This window comes from Colwellia sp. MB3u-45 (genome assembly GCF_014077005.1).
Classification (GTDB): Bacteria; Pseudomonadota; Gammaproteobacteria; order Enterobacterales; family Alteromonadaceae; genus Cognaticolwellia.
Window position 1 is genome coordinate 309,783 of record NZ_JACGVC010000044.1, and the last position, 18,265, is coordinate 328,047.

At 38.8% G+C, this 18,265-nt stretch carries 18 protein-coding genes and 1 other RNA gene; 13 read left to right on the forward strand and 6 right to left on the reverse strand.

Annotated features, from left to right (window positions below; genetic code table 11):
* Window positions 1-189 precede the first annotated feature (189 nt).
* Genes H4J41_RS06655 through pspF form a run of 6 tightly spaced genes read right to left on the reverse strand, consistent with a single transcriptional unit; the run spans window position 190 to window position 6,597 of the window.
* Window positions 190-975, reverse strand: a complete 786-nt coding sequence (locus H4J41_RS06655; RefSeq protein ID WP_182136986.1) for an ATP-binding cassette domain-containing protein — start codon at window positions 973-975, stop codon at window positions 190-192.
* A complete protein-coding gene (locus H4J41_RS06660) occupies window positions 972-1,964 on the reverse strand; it encodes an oligopeptide/dipeptide ABC transporter ATP-binding protein (RefSeq protein WP_182136985.1) in 993 nt (330 codons plus the stop codon). Before H4J41_RS06660 ends, H4J41_RS06655 begins: the two co-directional genes overlap by 4 nt.
* Complete coding sequence (locus H4J41_RS06665; RefSeq protein ID WP_182136984.1) at window positions 1,964-2,857, reverse strand: ABC transporter permease subunit; 894 nt, start codon at window positions 2,855-2,857, stop codon at window positions 1,964-1,966. The genes H4J41_RS06660 and H4J41_RS06665 overlap by 1 nt, the downstream gene beginning before the upstream one ends.
* Window positions 2,847-3,875 carry an ABC transporter permease subunit gene (locus H4J41_RS06670; RefSeq protein WP_182136983.1) on the reverse strand — a complete coding sequence of 343 codons (1,029 nt, stop codon included), beginning with the start codon at window positions 3,873-3,875 and terminating at the stop codon, window positions 2,847-2,849. Before H4J41_RS06670 ends, H4J41_RS06665 begins: the two co-directional genes overlap by 11 nt.
* Window position 3,876: 1 nt before the next feature.
* Window positions 3,877-5,493 carry an ABC transporter substrate-binding protein gene (locus H4J41_RS06675; RefSeq protein WP_182136982.1) on the reverse strand — a complete coding sequence of 539 codons (1,617 nt, stop codon included), beginning with the start codon at window positions 5,491-5,493 and terminating at the stop codon, window positions 3,877-3,879.
* Window positions 5,494-5,502: 9 nt separating this feature from the next.
* Window positions 5,503-6,597 carry a phage shock protein operon transcriptional activator gene (pspF, locus tag H4J41_RS06680; RefSeq protein ID WP_182136981.1) on the reverse strand — a complete coding sequence of 365 codons (1,095 nt, stop codon included), beginning with the start codon at window positions 6,595-6,597 and terminating at the stop codon, window positions 5,503-5,505.
* Window positions 6,598-6,788: 191 nt separating this feature from the next.
* On the opposite strand from pspF, the gene pspA reads away from it, so the two are divergent.
* The 13 genes from pspA to H4J41_RS06745 all read left to right on the forward strand — a co-directional run bounded on the left by pspA (window position 6,789) and on the right by H4J41_RS06745 (window position 17,880).
* Entirely contained in the window at window positions 6,789-7,466 is a 678-nt protein-coding gene (pspA, locus tag H4J41_RS06685; RefSeq protein WP_182136980.1) for a phage shock protein PspA, read from the forward strand.
* Between the two features lie 46 nt (window positions 7,467-7,512).
* Window positions 7,513-7,737, forward strand: a complete 225-nt coding sequence (gene pspB / locus H4J41_RS06690; RefSeq protein WP_404842451.1) for an envelope stress response membrane protein PspB — start codon at window positions 7,513-7,515, stop codon at window positions 7,735-7,737.
* Window positions 7,737-8,225 carry an envelope stress response membrane protein PspC gene (gene pspC, locus H4J41_RS06695; protein WP_182137034.1) on the forward strand — a complete coding sequence of 163 codons (489 nt, stop codon included), beginning with the start codon at window positions 7,737-7,739 and terminating at the stop codon, window positions 8,223-8,225. Before pspB ends, pspC begins: the two co-directional genes overlap by 1 nt.
* 164 nt (window positions 8,226-8,389) lie before the next feature.
* On the forward strand, window positions 8,390-9,820 hold the full coding sequence (locus H4J41_RS06700; protein WP_182136979.1) for a YcjX family protein: 1,431 nt from the start codon (window positions 8,390-8,392) through the stop codon (window positions 9,818-9,820).
* Complete coding sequence (locus H4J41_RS06705; RefSeq protein WP_182136978.1) at window positions 9,817-10,827, forward strand: YcjF family protein; 1,011 nt, start codon at window positions 9,817-9,819, stop codon at window positions 10,825-10,827. Before H4J41_RS06700 ends, H4J41_RS06705 begins: the two co-directional genes overlap by 4 nt.
* A gap of 218 nt (window positions 10,828-11,045) precedes the next feature.
* Window positions 11,046-11,858 (forward strand): phenylalanine 4-monooxygenase, encoded by an 813-nt coding sequence (gene phhA, locus H4J41_RS06710; RefSeq protein ID WP_182136977.1) that lies wholly within the window; start codon window positions 11,046-11,048, stop codon window positions 11,856-11,858.
* Between the two features lie 13 nt (window positions 11,859-11,871).
* Window positions 11,872-12,207, forward strand: coding sequence for a 4a-hydroxytetrahydrobiopterin dehydratase (locus tag H4J41_RS06715; RefSeq protein WP_182137033.1), 336 nt, complete (start codon window positions 11,872-11,874; stop codon window positions 12,205-12,207).
* 111 nt (window positions 12,208-12,318) lie between these two features.
* On the forward strand, window positions 12,319-13,869 hold the full coding sequence (tyrR, locus tag H4J41_RS06720) for a transcriptional regulator TyrR (protein ID WP_182136976.1): 1,551 nt from the start codon (window positions 12,319-12,321) through the stop codon (window positions 13,867-13,869).
* 51 nt (window positions 13,870-13,920) lie between these two features.
* Window positions 13,921-14,559 carry a maleylacetoacetate isomerase gene (gene maiA / locus H4J41_RS06725; RefSeq protein WP_182136975.1) on the forward strand — a complete coding sequence of 213 codons (639 nt, stop codon included), beginning with the start codon at window positions 13,921-13,923 and terminating at the stop codon, window positions 14,557-14,559.
* A 91-nt stretch (window positions 14,560-14,650) separates the two neighbouring features.
* Entirely contained in the window at window positions 14,651-15,511 is an 861-nt protein-coding gene (locus H4J41_RS06730; protein ID WP_182136974.1) for a DUF3014 domain-containing protein, read from the forward strand.
* 435 nt (window positions 15,512-15,946) lie between these two features.
* On the forward strand, window positions 15,947-16,120 hold the full coding sequence (locus H4J41_RS06735) for a hypothetical protein (RefSeq protein ID WP_182136973.1): 174 nt from the start codon (window positions 15,947-15,949) through the stop codon (window positions 16,118-16,120).
* 92 nt (window positions 16,121-16,212) lie between these two features.
* Window positions 16,213-16,309: signal recognition particle sRNA small type (gene ffs, locus H4J41_RS06740), an RNA gene on the forward strand.
* 1,013 nt (window positions 16,310-17,322) lie between these two features.
* Entirely contained in the window at window positions 17,323-17,880 is a 558-nt protein-coding gene (locus H4J41_RS06745) for an NAD/FAD-utilizing enzyme (RefSeq protein WP_182136972.1), read from the forward strand.
* Window positions 17,881-18,265 lie beyond the last annotated feature (385 nt).

The window sequence follows — 18,265 nt, forward strand, 5'->3', positions numbered from 1 at the left end:
ATAGTATAAGCACTGAAAAAATTATCCGGTTAATTGTTCTATAACTAAACGATGTTATTGTGTAAAAAGAAGTGGTTTATTAGGTAGGTGTAGCTAGCTCATTTGAAACATAAAATGATCAGTTTGCTATAACAGATAACTTGTTTGCCTTGCTTATAATCATTAAGACCAAGTAATTGGCCATTAACGCTAACGATGCAGCAGTTGAAAACGTTGGCTCATTATCAACCTTTTAGTGTACTTGTGTTTCGGTTTTTGCAAAATATCAGCAGTTTTACCAAACTCCAAAACTTCACCTTTGCTTAGTACCATCATCTCATCACTAAAGTGTCTGACAATGCCAAGGTTATGAGAGATTAATATAAATGCTAGCCCCATTTGCTGTTGTAAATCGAGCAATAGATTGATCATTTGTGAACGTAAAGACGGGTCGAGTGATGCTAAAGCCTCGTCGAGAATGATCACTTGTGGTTTTAATATTATCGCCCGTGCTAATGAAATACGTTGCTTTTGACCCCCTGAAAACATATGAGGGTAAAAGCTCATATGCTCAGCTAATAAACCAACTTTTTGTAAGGTTTCTCGGATCAACTGATGGCGCTCAGTTTCATTTAGGTTGGTGTTGAGTTGCAGTGGTTCATCTAATAATTGTTCTATCGTTAGACTAGGATTTAAGGTGGTGCCTGAGTCTTGAAAAATCATTCTCACATGTTGGCAACGTTGCTTAAAGTTACCAGGTTCTAAGCTTTGGCCATTTAAACGAATGTGACCAGTGCTTGGCAACTCAGCGCCAACTAGTAGTTTCGCAACCGTAGACTTTCCAGAGCCTGTTTCGCCTACAATAGCGAGCGTTTTATGCGCCATAATATCAAAAGATAAAGGCTCAAGTGCCGTGACGCATTTACGATTAAACCAATAATTTTTATCTTTATAGGTTTTACTCAGGTTACTGACTTGTAATAAAACATCACTCACGAATAGTTATCCTTTAGTGGAAAATGACAACTGACTTGATGGCTATGAAAATTTTTAATTTTTGGCGCGTGTACACATTTTTGCTGTGCTCGCGGGCACCTTGGGCCTAATCGGCAGCCTATTGGTAAATGTTGCAAAGTAGGAATACTACCAGGCAATGTCATTAGTCGAGATTTATTTGGGATCATTCGGTTAGCTTTTGGGCTACTGTCGACCAAGGCGCGGGTATAGGGATGATATGGTTGGTTAAAAATTTGCTCTGTGGTGCCAGCCTCAACAAATTGGCCACTATACATCACGGTAATGGTGTTGGTCCAATGGGTAACATTTTCTAAATCATGACTTATTAATAATATTGACATATTTTTCAGCTGATTTAGGCTCGCTAACAAACGAAATATCTGGCCTTGATTGGTACTTTCCATTGCCGCAGTAGGCTCATCAGCTATAAGCAGCATAGGGCGACGTGCTAAGGCCATTGCGATCATTACACGTTGGCATAATGCATCGGTTAGTTGATGAGGAAAACTCTTCACACAGACCTCATGCTGCTTGATACCAACTTTATGCAATAAGTTAATAGCAGCCAGTTTACGCTGTTGTCTTTTTTGCCAAAAATAGCCTGTCAGTTGCTCAACATCTACCGCTTCTTCTAATTGTTCGCCAATGGTGGTGGTTGGATCTAAACATGCCATAGGTTCTTGAAAAATCATGGCGACGTCTTTTGATATAATCGCTTTTCTTTCTTCAGCAGATAGTCGCATTAAGTCGTTGCCGCGCCAATGAAAACGGTCGGCATCAACTGCCCACTTCTCATCTAACACACCAACAATCGCTTGAGCTAATAGCGATTTTCCAGAGCCAGATTCACCGACTAAACCGCGAACCTCACCTTCTTTCATGGTCAAGTTTACTCGGTCGACAGCAAATATTGGCTTTGTTGACGTCTGCAGTTTTATGGAAAGGTTGCGAATATCAATTAAGTTCATTAGTTTTCCTTGCGCACTTTTAGGGCATGGCGCATGCCTTCACCGACCAAGTTTGTCGCGATAACTGAAAATAAAATAGCTAAACCGGGTAGGTAAACGGTCCAAGGAGCAATGTAAAATAACTCAATACCATTAGCTAGCATGGCTCCCCATTCTGGCATAGGAATAGGGGCACCTAAACCAAGAAAGCCTAGTGCTGCAATGTCGAGAATAGCAGCTGATTGAGCAAGTGTTGCTTGGCTAATTAATTTTTCGATAATATTAGGGAAAATAGAATAACGTAAAATTCTAATCGAACTAGCGCCATCAAGACGCGATGCCAGTACGTAGTCTTTGGCAAACTCTTCCTTAACGGCATTGCGGGTTACATGCACAAACTGTGGTATTAACACCATAATGATGGCCCACAAGGTGTTCTCTAAACCAGGACCGAGTATGGCAACAATGATAATGGCTAAAAGTAAGGAAGGAATGGATAAAATAACATCGAGAAAATGGTTAAGAAAGCTAGATTTAATCCCGGTTGTTAAAGCTGATAGTGAACCAATAACAACACCAACGGCTAAAGAGGCAATAACCACAATAATACTTAAGCCAAAAGTTAATGAGGTACCTTGAATTAACCGCGACAACATATCTCTACCTAGGTTATCTGTACCTAGCAAAAAGCTGACATCGCCATCATCACTCCATGCCGGGGGTAATAATAAGTGGTCTAAATGGTTTTCCACCGAGGAATACGGCGTAATGATATTGGCTAATACTGCCAGCGCAATTAAAAATAAAAAACAGCAAAATCCAATCATAACAACAGGAGGTTGCTTGAAGTTATGCCACAACTGCATCAGTGGAGTTGGGAACTCTTCTTCTAAGTATATTTTATCACGTGCCATGACGAGGCTCCCGAGCTAAAGGGTTAAGCGCTGCATAGACTAAATCTATAATAATGTGAACAATGAATATAAAGCTTGAAAGCACAATAAGTCCGCCTTGAATAGCGGTATAGTCACGCTGATATATACTTTCGATTAACCAGCTGCCAATGCCTGGCCAACTAAAAATAACTTCTGTCACCATGGCTATAGTAATCAGATTAGCAAATTGTAAGCCTATATCTCTGATAACTTTAATAATAGCATTACGCATAGCATGACGATAAATAATTTGACTAAAGGTTAAGCCTTTTGCTTTTGCCGCTTTAATGTAATGCGTGTCTAAAACTTCCAGCATAGCTGAGCGGGCTAAGCGCATAAAGATGGTGGCGGGTGCTAATGCCACGACAATAACCGGTAAGATAAGGTGTCGAGTGGCATCTTGAAAAGCTTGCCATTTATACGGACTGTCGCTGAGTAAAATATCAATTAACTGTAAACCGGTAATATGTTTAATTTCGAACAAAAGACTTATTTGTCCGGAAGAAGGAAACCAACCTAATTGGATAGAAAACACCAATATAGCAAGTATGCCTAACCAGAAAACTGGGATTGAGTAGCCAATCATTGCAATGGTCAATATTAAATTGTCAGCCGCTTTTCGGTGGTAAATCGCGGCACAAAAGCCAACGGGAATACCAACAAACATTGCTACTAACAAAGCAACGCTGGCCAACTCGACCGTTGCAGGTAAACGGTTAAGTACTTCGGTTGAAATCGGTAGGTGGCTGGTCATTGAATAACCCATGTCGCCTTGAAATAGGTGTTTCAAATAACTGACATATTGCCCCAGTAAACCCGATTGCTGTTGATATTCATCAGCTAAAATCGCTAGCTGCTCTGGTGAAGCACTTATTTGGCCCGTTAGGTTAATGAGTTGCTCACCAGGAAATAAAAAACTCAAACTAAATGACAACATTGTTAATAACAACAAGGTAAAAAAGAATAAACTAAAACGACGCAGAGTAAAAATTAGCATATTAGTTTTTTGTAACTCCGTTAAAATCAACCCCACCGATGGCGCGTAATACAGTGCCTTTTACACTATTATCCCGTGCTTGATATCTTTTTGAATGGGCAATGGGAATTAATGGCACTTCTTCATTGATTAATTTTAGCGCCTTTGAATAATAGGCTTTTCGTTTATTAGTGTTATTTGTTTTTAGCGCTTTTTGGATAAGCTGATCGAATTTTTTATTACACCAAAAGGTGCGATTGCTGCCAGTATTTGCTGCAGAGCAGCTGAGTAATGACGAAAAAAAGTTATCGGGATCAGGGTTGTCAGCTGACCAACCTAATAGCACACTTTGATGTTCACCTTCAGAAACCTTTCGTAAAAAAGTTGACCATTCATAACCTGACACTATATTAACCTCTACCCCTATTTTTTGTAAATCAGCCTGAATAAGTTTTGCCATCGTAATGGCATCTGGGTTGTAGGATCTCTGCACAGGCATTGCCCATAAATCCATAGAAAAGCCATTGCTATAACCCGCTTGCGTTAATAATTCTTGTGCCGTAGCTATTGAATAGTCTTGGCTTGTTATCGTTGCATCATAAGCCCAAGAAGAGTTTGGAATAATGCCGTTTGCAATTTCTGCTTGGCCGGTATAAACCGCCTCTAGAATTGCTTGCTTATTAATAGCGTAGGATAACGCTTTGCGTACTAAAGGATTGTTAAAGGGTGGTTTGCGGGTATTGAAACCAAAATAACCCACATTGAAAGATATCACTGATTCTAAAATGAGATTGGGGTGCTGTTTAATTTTTTCATGTGCAATAGGGTAGGCAATTACATCACATTCACCGGCTAATAACTTAGTTAAGCGAGCTGTATCTCTAGGGGTTATATCAAAAACGAGTTGTTTAAGCTCTGACTTACCTCGCCAATAATCTGAATGAGGTTCATAACGAATAAAAGCCCCTGAACTATACTGTTTAAACTTAAAAGGCCCTGTACCAATGGGGAGCATATCTATTTCTGGCATAGCATTAAGTTCGACTAATTCGTCGGCGTATTCTTTTGATAAAATAACGGCTGAATCACCACCAATGTTGGCGAGAAATGAACTGTCAGAATGTGCAAGTCGAAAGCGAATGGTGTGGTCATTAATTTTTTCTATGTTATCAATCAAACTGGCTAATTGAGCATTTTGAAAAAATGGATATTTGCCACCTGAAATCGGGTGATATTCGTGGTTGATATCCAACATGCGATTGAAACTAAATAGCACATCGTCAGCATTAAGCGCCCTTGTTGGCATAAAATAGCTAGTTTGATGAAATTGAATATCCTTGCGAAGATAAAAAGTGATCATTTTGCCATCACGTGTCACATGCCAAGATTTAGCAATAGCAGGTATAATCGCATTATCGATAGGGCTAAACTCAATCAAACGGTTATATAACTGATGTGACGTGGCATCTATTGTCGTCCCAGATGACACTGTTTGGGGGTTGAAGCTTTCGGGAGGGCCTTCACTACAATAGATAATGCTTTTTTTACTTAACGAAAGTGCTTCGTTTGAATCACAGCCTGACAACACCAATATCAATAGTGCAAAACCGTAATAGTATGTAAGGGTAGAGTAAGCCATAGCTAATCTTTATTCTTCGTCTGCACTACTTGAATCGAGTAGATTATATTTTTTTAAGTAGCCTCTTAACTGATGATAGGTTAATTCTAAGGCGTCAGCGGTTTTCTTTTGACTATATTGGCAATGCGCCAATGCCGACTTGATCAAGTCGACTTCATAGTTTTGTGATAAATCTTTTAATGACAGCGGGAATTGTAACGCTTGCGTGCTTGGCTGAATTTTTTCTTCTACTTTAACCGGCGTTGCTGTCGTGGTTTCATTGGTTTGTGCAACAGGTGTCGCTATGATGCGATCTTGAGTTTTCATACGTTTAGAAGGGCGATAAGGTGACTCAAATGGATCTATGACTAATTCATGCACAGGTAAGTGTGGATTATTACAGCGATAAACACTGCGTTCTACTACATTTTTTAATTCTCGAATATTACCCGGCCAATGATATTCAAGTAAAGCACGTTTTGCTTTTGCGGTAAAACCACTAAAAAGCTCAAATTCAAGTTCGCGCGCCATGTTAATAGCAAAGTGCTCAGCTAATACCAATATATCGTCTAAACGTTCGCGTAAAGGCGGCAGGGTGATCACGTCAAAGGCCAATCTATCAAGCAAGTCTGCACGAAATTCCCCTGCTGCAGCCATTGACGGTAAGTCTTCGTTAGTTGCTGCGATTAATCTAGCATTAGTTTTAATGGTTCTTGAGCCACCAACACGTTCAAATTCGCCATATTCTACAACACGTAATAATTTTTCCTGGATTAAGCCAGTCGTATTGGCGATTTCGTCTAAAAACAAAGTGCCGTTGTCTGCGCGTTCAAAACGACCTTCATGACGTTTACTGGCGCCAGTAAAGGCACCACTGTCATAACCAAATAATTCACTTTCTAATAAATTTTCATTCAACGCCGCACAATTAAGTTTGAGATAATTTTGATCCCATCGTTTAGATAAATAATGTAAACGGGCCGCAACTAACTCTTTACCTGTGCCGCGTTCACCGATGATCAGCACAGGCTTACTTAAAGGTGCTATCTGTGAAATTTGCTCAAGCACCTCTAAAAAATTGTTAGATTGGCCAATGAGATTATCTTGTTGTTTAAAACGTGTCATGAACTGACCTAATAATTGGTTTTTTTCACTAACAAATAGTGTATTTTATTAACCGCTTAGAGAAAAGTCTTTTTTTAAATAATAATAAAGCATTATTAATCAATATATTATAGTGTTATAAAAACTTGGCGCAGAACGTGAATAGTAAAACCTAAGACAATTAAAGTCATTTTTTGAACGAGGAAGTAAATATGGGTATTTTTTCAAGGTTTACAGATATCATTAATTCTAATATTAACAACTTATTAGACAAAGCAGAAGACCCTGCAAAAATGGTGCGTTTAATCATACAGGAAATGGAAGACACGCTAGTTGAAGTGCGCTCTTCATCAGCAAAAACCTTAGCAGATAAAAAAGAATTAGCACGCCAAGCTAGTCGCTTTGAAGCGGATGCATCACAATGGCAAGAAAAAGCTGAGCTAGCATTAAGTAAAGATCGTGAAGATTTAGCGCGTGCAGCATTAATGGAAAAGAAAAAATGTGTTGAAAGCGCTGGTGCTTTGCGTGAAGAGTTAAGCCGCGTAGATAGCCATATTGCTAAATTGCAAAGTGAAATTTCACAGTTGCAAGACAAATTAGCCGATGCTAAGTCGCGTCAAAAAGCGATTATTATGCGCGAAAAAACAGCGAACTCACGCTTAAAAGTGAAACAGAATATTGACAGCGATAAGGTTAATGACGCGCTCAGCCGCTTTGACCGCTACGAGCGTAAAATTGATGGTATAGAAGCACAAGTCGAATCTTACGATATGGGCAGCAAGTCATTGGCTGATGAAATTTCAGAGTTGGCTTCAGATGAAAAAGTTGATGATGAATTAGCGCAATTAAAAGCTAAAATGAAATCAGAGACTAAAAATAAATCATCATAGATTAAGAATATATGCCTTAATTAGGTGCAATTAAAGGAGAAAAATCGTGGAGGAGATTATCATCGCCCCAGTAATTATATTCATGGTCGTCGTAGCGCCTATTTGGTTGATATTGCATTATCGTAGTAAACGCCAAATTAGCCAGGGTTTCAGTGAAGAAGAGTATATTCAACTGACTGAGTTGTCTGAACTCGCCGATAAAATGGCTGACAGAATAAAAACCTTAGAAGCTATTTTAGATGTTGAAACACCCGAGTGGAGAAACAAATGATGAACGGCAAATCCCGAGGTGAGTTATATCGAAATACTAGCCAAGGAAAGTTAGCCGGTGTCTGTGCAGGTATTGCCGATTACTTTGGCTGGGAATCATGGTTGGTGCGTATACTCGTGGTTTCTGGTGTGTTGTTAGGCATGGGTTGGTTTATTGTTATCTATATTGCCGCTTGGTTTATATTAGATAAAAAACCCGCCAATGTAGGCCATGTTAACCGTAACGCCCAAAGAGGTCATTTTGGCCATGGTCAGGCTGGTCAGCAGCAGTCTAAGCAGCAAGCGCCAGAACAACAAGGGTTTGATGAAGACATTACCAATGAGTCGATTAAAGTGAAATCGCGAATCTGGCAAGCAGGTGAGCCGCCTAAACAAGCATTTCAAGATATTAGGCGCAAGTTCAAGACATTAGAGTTGGAACTACAAGTGATTGAACGCTATGTCACCTCACCAGAATTTACGGTGTCACGAGAAATTAATCAACTATAAAAAAAGCGGCTAGGCCGCTTTTTTTATAGTGGTAACTTAATGATAAAGCCGTTGTAGCACTGTTATCTCAATGTAAAAGTCGCTAATATCTAAGGCAGTGATAGTATTGTTAAGACAAGTATTCTCCCTTCAACGTATTGAAAATAAAAAGATAGCATTCAAGTATGGCATTTATTAATAAAGCTCAGTTAAACAAGTTAAAACAAAAAGCTAGCGATATCGTTAATCGTTCTATCGATCAACATATCACATTGGCTGTAACCGGACTTAGCCGCAGTGGTAAAACCGCTTTTATTACCTCTTTAGTGAATCAGTTACTCAACGAAGGTAACAATTCGCAGCTCAGCTTTTTTAATGTAGTCCATCAAGGTCGTTACATTGCCGCTAAACGCGTGCCACAAAAGCATCTTCATATTTCAAGATTTGAATATGACGGGGCGCTATCAGCCTTGTGTCAGTCGCCACCAAAATGGCCAAAACCTACCAACGGTATTAGCGAGTTACGCTTAGCGGTGCGTTATCAGCCGAAAGACTCGTTATTAAAGTATGCTACGGAGTCGGCAACGCTCTATATTGATATTACCGACTATCCAGGCGAGTGGCTGCTTGACTTACCTATGTTGTCGTTAACATTTGAGCAATGGTCGAAACAGACCATAGAACTGCTTAAGCAGGCACCCAGAAGTGAACATGCACAGGGCTTTCTCGATAAACTGGCTGAGTTTGATGCCTTTGCCAGTGTTGACGAAGTTGTTTTAGCGCAACTATCACAAGAATATACCGACCTACTGTTACTCTTTCGTCATCAACTTGGCTTGTCTGTTATTCAACCAGGACGTTTTATTCTACCCGGTGAGTTAGAAGATGCGCCAATACTGCAGTTTTTTCCTTATAGCGGATTTGACGATATTGACAGTAATGACTATAAAAATGCTAAAGACGACTGTTATATCGGCATGTTGCGCGCACGATTTACTGAATATAAAGAGCGTGTAGTACGGCGTTTTTATCAAGAGCACTTTATTAATTTTGATCGACAAATTGTGCTTGCTGACTGTTTAACGCCATTAAATAAAGGCCCAGAAAGTTTTGCAGATTTACAACATGCCATGGCAATGATCATGGAAAGTTTTCAATATGGGCAATCGAGTTTACTGTCGCGTTTATTTTCGCCAAAAATTGATCGATTACTTTTTGCTGCCACTAAGGCCGACCATGTCACACCTGAACAACACGGTAATTTAGTTTCCTTGCTCAACAAGCTGGTTTTTCAAACTAAGCAAGCGCTGAGTTTTGATGCCATTAAAATGAAAACAATCGCTATTGCCTCGGTCAAAGCAACCAAAGTGGGCAAAAGCCTGTACCAAGGCCAAAATATTCCGGTGATTAAAGGTCGTCAGTTAAGTAATGGCCAAATGATCACCTTATTTCCTGGTGCGGTGCCGGCGAGTATTCCAACGCTTGATTATTGGCAAAAGCAAGCCTTTAACTATATCGCTTTTTCGCCGATTGAACCGGCGAGTAGTGACGAATGTTTACCGCATCTTCGCATGGATCAAATGTTGCAGTTTTTGCTTGGAGATAAATTAAAATGACCGAAAATAAAGAAAAACATCAACAACAAATATTATTTGATGTTGATATTACTGACAAGCCAACAACAGAAAACACCCAGCAAATTATTGTTAATGAGCAAGATTGGGTTTGTGATGAGCAAGTAGAAACGGTTGACGATAATAGCGTTATTGCTAGCAAAAAACCAAGCTGGCTTTGGCGTACATTAGGGGTGGTTTTTGTTACTTTAGTGGCGGTTGAAGCGGTACAGTTTTTTGTTAATGGCTTCAGCCAATCGCCGATAATCGCCAGTTTGTACGCTATCTTACTGGCCGGTTTATCACTTATTTGTGGCCGAAGTGTTTGGCGAGAATTTGCTGGGCTTAGGCAGTTTAAATATCAGCAAAATCTTAAACAACAAGCACAAGATATTATCAATGAAGAAGGCCAAATTGATGCCATCAGCCTTTGTGATAAAATATCTCAGCGTTTACCGGTTGACTTAGCTGAATTTGATCACAGTTCATGGCAGCAGTTAAACCTTGAAGAGTATAACGATGTGGAAATAATGCAGTTATATGCTCGCAACGTTTTATCTCAAGTGGATCAAAAAGCATTGAAAGAAATTGCAAAGTTTTCTTCAGAGTCAGTTGTTTTAGTGGCCTTAAGTCCGATTGCCATTATTGATATGTTGCTGATGTTATGGCGAAATTTACGTTTAGTTAATAAAATAGCTGCTTTATATGGTTTAAAACTAAGTTACTGGAGCCGAGTCAAACTGATTAAACAAGTGATTATTAACATGGCTTATGCCGGCGCAAGTGAATTAGTGGCTGATTTAGGTGCAGATCTGTTGGGCGCAGAGCTGTTAGGAAAATTATCAGCGCGTATGGCACAAGGCCTAGGTGCAGGTATGTTAACCGCCCGATTGGGGCTCAAAGCCATGCACTTATGTCGCCCTATTCCCTTTACCGATGATGCGCCAAAGCTTGGGCATATTCGTCAACAGATTGTCAGCCAAGTGCAATCACTGGTGAAGAGAAGTTAGCCAAGCTACTGAAAATAAATATAATTTCTTTAACTGTATATTTAGATGTAACATAAGTTTTACAGCTTTATTGTTCTGGTGAAAAAATAGCCACTTTGAAAGTCGTGCTTTTTCTATTGGTGTTGCCTTATGATTATGACAACTAAAGTAGTTTTAAATATCAAAATAAAATTAACAAAAAATAATAAAATTGATATTCACTCAATAAGGTTAAACGAATGGCAAAGGCGAGTAAGTACGTTTCTAAGGTTGCAGATGAACATGGCAACATTGCATGGTCAGCAGCAGAAAACAAAATTTGGCAAGCGTTAATTACGCGACAACTTTCAACAGTACAAAATACCGCATGTGATGAATTTATCGCCGGCTTAAGTAAGTTAAATCTGCCACTTGATCGTATTCCTCAACTAGAAGAAGTTAGCCAGGTATTAAGGGCAGAAACGGGTTGGAGCTGTGAACCCGTGCCAGCACTGATTGGTTTTGGTGAGTTTTTCCGCTTACTGTCAGAAAAGAAATTTCCTGTTGCGACCTTCATTCGCTCCCAAGAAGAGTTTGACTATTTACAAGAGCCCGATATATTTCATGAAATATACGGTCACTGTGCCTTACTGACTAATCCGTCGTTTGCTAATTATACCCAAGCTTATGGCATGATGGGTTTAAATGCTTCGAAGGAAGACCGTGTATTTTTAGCTCGGCTTTATTGGTTTACCGTAGAGTTTGGCTTACTTGATACCCCTAAAGGTTTACGTGTATACGGTGGTGGTATTTTGTCTTCTCCAACTGAAACAGAATATGCATTACATGATAAAAATGTTGAAAGAAAACCACTCGATGTTTTAGATGTTTTACGAACACAATATCGCATTGATATTTTGCAACCGGTTTATTTTATGCTCACCAAAGTTAGTGATCTTGATGAGGTACGAAAATTAAGCGTAGAAGATATTATGGTGTTGGTAGAACAAGCGAAAGCAATAGGTCTACATCCAGCTAAATTTGAATTAAAAACAACTTCAAAAGTAAGTTAAAGGAATTTTTATGATCAGCGAATTATCAAATCAACAATGTGAAGCATGCCAAGTAGATGCACCAAAGGTTAGCGATGACGAATTAGCAAGTTTATTGGCTCAAATACCTGATTGGGTACCTGAAGTGAATAACGGTATTATGATGCTAGAACGTGTTTATAAATTTAAAAACTATAAACTAGCATGGGCTTTTGCAAATAAAGTGTCTGAATTAGCAGAAAAAGAATTTCATCATCCAGCCATTTTATTAGAGTGGGGCAAAGTAAAAGTTACTTGGTGGACCCATGCTATTAAAGGGCTGCATAAGAATGACTTTATTTGTGCGGCCAAAACCGATCAGCTTCTTTAACCTAATACCACACAATAATACTAAGCCTCCTATTAAAGGGGGCTTTTTTTTGTTGTAAAAAATAGTTTACAATGGTGATATTGGATTTTGTTGTTTGCTTGAGGTTATTAAATGCGTTTAGAAATTGGTTGCAAGGACCGAGTTGGTATTGCGCAAAGTGTATTAGCAATATTTGTTGAACGTGGGATCGACCTACGTGGTATCGAGTTAAAACAACCAGGGAAAATTTTTATTAACATCCCTGATTTAGAGTTTTCAGAGCTGCAAGGTTTTATGCCGCAATTACGATTAATAGATGGCGTTATTGATGTTAAAACAACACCTTACATGCCGTCTGAGCGTGAAAGAAATGAATTTGAAACCTTAGTTAAAACCTTTCCAGACCCTTTTATCTCGATTGATAATAATGGCCAAATTCGTGTGGTTAATAATATTGCTGCGCAAATAATGTGTAGCTCGCTTGAGCATATTATTGGTGAGTATATTGGACAATGGCTAAAAGGTTTTAATTTTACCCGCTGGTTTGGCAGTGCAGAAGTGCTGGCCCAAACTCGCCGTGTTAAATTTCAAGAAGGTGACTTTGTCGCCGACATTATCCCTATTCACATTGCTGAAGGTGACGGCAGGCAAGTACTGGCGGGAGCAGTACTGATATTAAAATCAGAAGCGAGATTAGGTCAACAAATTAGCGCCTTTAAAAAAGCCAATGAAAATGATTTTAACGGCATCCAGTCTAACAGCAGTTCAATGCGTAAATTGATACGCGAAGCAAAGCGTATGGCCTTGCTCGACTCTTCTATGCTGATTGTGGGTGAAACAGGATCAGGTAAGGAGTTATTAGCTCGCGCTTGTCACGCGGCCAGTGATCGCAAGGATAAGCCTTTTATGACCTTAAGTTGTGCAGCATTACCTGACGATGCTGCAGAAACAGAATTATTTGGCTCTGGTGCTGCTGGAGAAGCAAAAAGTAAAAAAGGTATATTCGAATCAGCAGACGGCGGCACTATATTTTTCGATGAAGTAGGCGAGATGTCAGCCAAATTACAAACTAAAGTGCTGCGGGTCATTCAAGATGGCACTTTTAGACGCATTGATGACGAAAAAGAAATCAAAGTTAATGTCCGTATTATCGGTTCAACCAATCGCGACTTACTTAATATGGTTTCTCTTGGAGAGTTTAGAGAAGACTTATATTATCGTTTAAATGTTTTGGGGCTTAATATTCCATCTTTGCGTGAACGACGTTCAGATATTGTGCCTTTAGCGGAACTTTTTGTCGCTAAATTTGGTCAACGTGTTGGCAAGACTCATGTTTCTTTCGATAAAGAATGTCTTGAGTTTATTGAACACTACCCTTGGCCTGGTAATGTTAGACAACTAGAAAATGTGCTGATTCGAGCTGTATCCTTAATTGACGGCAATATTATTACAACCTCGCACTTGCATTTACCTGCGTATACGCGCGAGCATGGTTATCTTGAGCAAGATTTTGAAGGTACTTTGGATGCGGCAGTGAAAAATTTTGAAGCCGATTTGCTGCGTAAACTTTATCCTGCTTATCCAAGTACGCGACAATTAGCCAAAAAATTAGGACTGAGTCACACGGCCATTGCCAACAAATTACGTGACTACGATATCAATAAAAAAACGGTTAAAATTTAACGTTAACTGACCAATATTGGTTTTACTGCAAAAGCTATTTGAGTATTAGATATGAAATTATATGGTTATTGGCGCTCATCCGCTGCGTATAGAGTAAGAATTGCTATGCACTTAAAGGGGCTGACATTTGAATCAGTTCCCGTGCATTTAGTTAAAGATGGTGGCGAGCAGCATAAAAAAGCTTACACTGAATTAAACCCAACACATTTAGTGCCCACCTTGATTGATGATGATGTTATTTTGCATCAGTCGATTGCGATTGTTGAGTACCTAGATGATAAATATCCGTCGGTGGCTATTTATCCTGAAAATATTGTGGCTAAAGCAAAAGTAAAGGCACTTGCACTTGATGTTGCCTGTGAAATGCATCCGGTTAATAATTTACGCGTACAACAATACCTAGTTAATCATTTTTCACTACCAGAAAGTGATAAACTTATTTGGAGTCATCATTGGATGAATGTAGGTTTTTTGGCTGTTGAGCAGCAGTTAAAAGTAAACTCAGGAAAATATTGTTTTGGCGATATCATTACTATGGCCGATATTTGCTTAGTGCCTCAAGTATATAACGCCTATCGATTTAATCTTGATATGAGTGAATTTCCAAATATTTGTCGGGTGGCTGAAAATTGTAATCAACATGCGGCCTTTATTGCCGCTTTGCCTGAGAATCAGGCGGATGCACAGTAACGTGCAATGTTTTTGAAAATTTATTATTTACTATGCCATTACTTAAACCAATTCATTAATACAATGGGTATTACATAAATTTAAGGTTATTATGTCAACTAAAAATACTGAACAAAAACAAACGCCTTGGGCCATTATTGCAGTAATTATTGCTACTGTTATCGCCTTGGTTATCTATTTCTACGTGATTGCAGCAGATGAAGATAACAGTAGTGATACCGTCGCTATTACTGCCGTTGCACCCGTTCAAACACCCGTGCTTGAGCCTGAAATTACACCTGAGTTAATTGAACCAGAAATTACCACAGAGCAGGTTGAAGAAGAGATTATTGAGCTTGAGCCTGAAATTTTATTACCAACATTAGACGAAAGTGACACTTGGTTTAGTACTAAATTGCCGACGTTAACTTGGCGCAAAGAATTACTGAAACTGGTCGTTACAGAAGATATAATCCGCCGGTTTGTGGTATTTACTGATAATTTCAGCCAAGGTACCTTAGCTTATGAGCACACACCATTAATTACACCGAGTGAAAAATTTACTGCGCTAGAAGAACCCACAGACAACGGCATTAAATTGCAGTGGGATGAAAGTAGCACTCGTCGTTTTAGCAACTACGTTGATCTTTTACGCTCAATGGACAGCGAAACGCTAGTTCAATGGTATGTTGAACTTAAGCCGTTAATTGATCAAGCTTATGGTGAGTTAGGTTACCCTGAACAAGATTTTACCGAAGTATTACACAATGCTATAACCAAGGTTTTAGATATGGAAATCCCTAAAACCCAGCCTGAGTTAGAGCGCCTTAGCGTTATGTATAAATATAAAGATTCATCGCTAGAGTCTTTAGATGACGCAGAAAAACTATTGCTAAGACTAGGTAAAGAAAACTTACTTGTGATCAAGTCAGTGTTGTTAGAAATTAACGAAAAGCTAGCAAGATCGCGTTAAGTACTGGTTAAGTATTAAATGAATCTGTTAATCAAACCAAGATTACCTGCGCGTATAACAACCCGCGATTATGCTCTTGTAAGATGATTCGCCAGTCAAGCAGTGGTGCGCTGTAGTTTGAAAATTACTGCAGCGTTGCCACAACATGAAACGTTTATTATTGCGGTGGCCCCTCAGCCCTTAAATTTTGCGAGGTGTTGGCATCGCGGTTATTTTTTCATTAAATATCAAGCTGTGACTTCTTGCTAAGGGCAGTATCTATTACTGGCCAATAAAGTCGTTATTGACAGCCATTGGTGTTGAACGTAACTATAAGCATAGTCATGGTGTTTTTAGCCAAGCAGTTGAAAAATTTAAAGATAATAAGCAGTTTATTTTAGCGATTGCACCGAAAATGAACTCGCGGTAAAACATACCGAGTGGAGAACTGTATTTTTGCATATTGCCAAGCAAGCGAATGTGCTAGTGGTACTCTTAAGTTTTGATTTGATTAAAAAGGAAGAGCGACTTCATCCTGCAGTCGTTATAACGAACGATATAAATCAAGCGTTAATTGAATTTAAGCAAGTTTTTACTGATGTTTGTGCAAAAAATCCGCAAGCAGTCTGAATTTAGTAACTAGCGCTTGCAACCAAGCCATTGATTAGCCATAATTCGCGCCGTGTTAGAAGATATTCTTTTTAACGCCTCTATGGTGACCCTTTTGGTCCCTCCGCAATGATACTCTGTGAACTCGGCCAGGTCCGGAAGGAAGCAACCGCAGCAGACGACTCATGTGCCGGAGTGTGGCTATTAGGGTTGCCACCACTATTTTTATCAATGACTTACACCAGAAAAGCGTAACGGCTACAATTGGTGCAGCAACGAAGTCAGCTATAATCCCTCATTTGTAATCTTGTAATAGTATTATTTTATCGAAATAACCCTGTTTGTACATTATTAAGCATAGCTTAGAAAAAGCAGCTTCAATTAGTTATCAGCGACTATATATTTTTTCTCTATCCGCACCAACCGCACCAACACAACATACTATCATCTCGTTAAGCACTGTATTACTCATCAAAATTAAGCCAAAATTTATCTGTGATGACAGGCCAGATTGCAACAAAATTACCTTGCGCCGTAGTAGAACTCTTGATTCAGAATTGCCCAAATAGCAAAGTGGACGCTAATGGAAACCTTATTCCTTGCCAAAATTCCTTAAGGTTTTGATACCAATAGGCGAGCCTTTCAGACTACTCCATCAGACAAGTCCTCAGTAATGGTAACTAACTAAATTTGCTGACTTAAAAAATGAATACTGCAAAATGGTCTAGACCTAGACCTAGACCTAGACCTAGCCCAAGCCCTAAAACAAGCACAAGCCCAATAGTAATTAGGGATAGTGACGGCAGTTGAATGGAAGTAATACCAAGTTGATTAATTATCTGCTCATTTCTAATGGTTAAAATGAACAACATCATCGTTATAAAATTACTAAGGTGAATAACTACTGACTAAATTTAATGCTTTATATTTATCCATTCTCCCTCATAAAAAAGCTGATCACTTAATTAAATTAGTATAAAAAATTTACGACAAGCAGATTAACACCCTAGCGTTAAAAACCTATGTTCCAAAACAAGACCTTAACAAATCTATTGCCAACACAAAGCTTAAATATTTTATCTTCACTGCCAGAAGGTCTTTTAAAAATCGCTGCTATACTTCAACACGTAGTAGGCTTAGTTGTGGGGTTTAGCCTGTTTATCATTAGTTATACGCTAGCTGTAAATAGCAACTTTATACATCCTATTTTAGGTGGAACAATTATGATCAGACACTTTTACGTTACAGCAGACATTGACGAAGTTGAAGAAGTTGAAAAAGAGCTCAAGTCACAAGGTTTTACTGATTCACAAATTCATGTGCTGAGTGAAAATGATACTGAGGTAGAAACCCATGATTTACATGCAGTAGAGTCTGTATTGAAACAAGATGTTGTCCATTCAACAAAAATTGGTGCTATTTATGGCGTTATTGGCGCTATTATCACTCTCTTGATTTCATATACTATGGGCTGGACAGAATCTACTGTGGGTTGGATACCCTTTATTTTCTTGTCTATTATTATACTTGGTTTTTGTACTTGGGAGGGTGGCCTTATCGGCATTCAAACACCCAATATCAATTTTGTACAGTTTAAGGAAATGTTGCATGAAGGTAAGTATATTTTGTTTGTTGATGTCGACCCTGAACAAGAAATGGCAATAGCTTCAGTGATGAAGATGCATCCAAATATTCAAGTGGCAGGGATAGGGGAAGGAGCTCCTCATTGGGTGGTAAGAGCCCAAGATAAATTTAAACGTTTTATGAAAGTTATGCCTTAATTTAGCAAATAATGATATCACTAGGTAACGATAGCAGTAGTTAAAGTTATAAAAGTTAAGCCAGCACTATATGAGTGAAAACATGAGTAAAAACAGAAAAAATATTTACATGATGACGTTTTAGCGAAAAATAATAGCTCAAACCCTTAGTTTATCGATGAGTCTATACCGGTAACAACATCTGCGTTATACGTTTTGTAAAGAATAAAATAGCAAGGTTGACTTATATTTTAAATACAGCCAGTGATAATGTTTGTACATTACCACTGAGCCCCATCACTGAATAACATCGATGCTGATCACTTTTAGCTAACATGCTAGTTACTAAAACCTCTTATCAATTATTTATCTTTAGTTTAACGATAGTTGTGATGACAATCGCTAT

Coding starts and splice junctions, on each gene's coding strand:
- H4J41_RS06730 (WP_182136974.1), top strand. CDS start 14,651: ATGTCAACTAAAAATACTGAACAAAAACAAACGCCTTGGGCCATTATT.
- H4J41_RS06705 (WP_182136978.1), top strand. CDS start 9,817: ATGACCGAAAATAAAGAAAAACATCAACAACAAATATTATTTGATGTT.
- H4J41_RS06745 (WP_182136972.1), top strand. CDS start 17,323: ATGATCAGACACTTTTACGTTACAGCAGACATTGACGAAGTTGAAGAA.
- pspA (WP_182136980.1), top strand. CDS start 6,789: ATGGGTATTTTTTCAAGGTTTACAGATATCATTAATTCTAATATTAAC.
- phhA (WP_182136977.1), top strand. CDS start 11,046: ATGGCAAAGGCGAGTAAGTACGTTTCTAAGGTTGCAGATGAACATGGC.
- H4J41_RS06665 (WP_182136984.1), bottom strand. CDS start 2,857: ATGGCACGTGATAAAATATACTTAGAAGAAGAGTTCCCAACTCCACTG.
- pspC (WP_182137034.1), top strand. CDS start 7,737: ATGAACGGCAAATCCCGAGGTGAGTTATATCGAAATACTAGCCAAGGA.
- H4J41_RS06670 (WP_182136983.1), bottom strand. CDS start 3,875: ATGCTAATTTTTACTCTGCGTCGTTTTAGTTTATTCTTTTTTACCTTG.
- pspF (WP_182136981.1), bottom strand. CDS start 6,597: ATGACACGTTTTAAACAACAAGATAATCTCATTGGCCAATCTAACAAT.
- H4J41_RS06700 (WP_182136979.1), top strand. CDS start 8,390: ATGGCATTTATTAATAAAGCTCAGTTAAACAAGTTAAAACAAAAAGCT.
- H4J41_RS06675 (WP_182136982.1), bottom strand. CDS start 5,493: ATGGCTTACTCTACCCTTACATACTATTACGGTTTTGCACTATTGATA.
- H4J41_RS06660 (WP_182136985.1), bottom strand. CDS start 1,964: ATGAACTTAATTGATATTCGCAACCTTTCCATAAAACTGCAGACGTCA.
- maiA (WP_182136975.1), top strand. CDS start 13,921: ATGAAATTATATGGTTATTGGCGCTCATCCGCTGCGTATAGAGTAAGA.
- tyrR (WP_182136976.1), top strand. CDS start 12,319: ATGCGTTTAGAAATTGGTTGCAAGGACCGAGTTGGTATTGCGCAAAGT.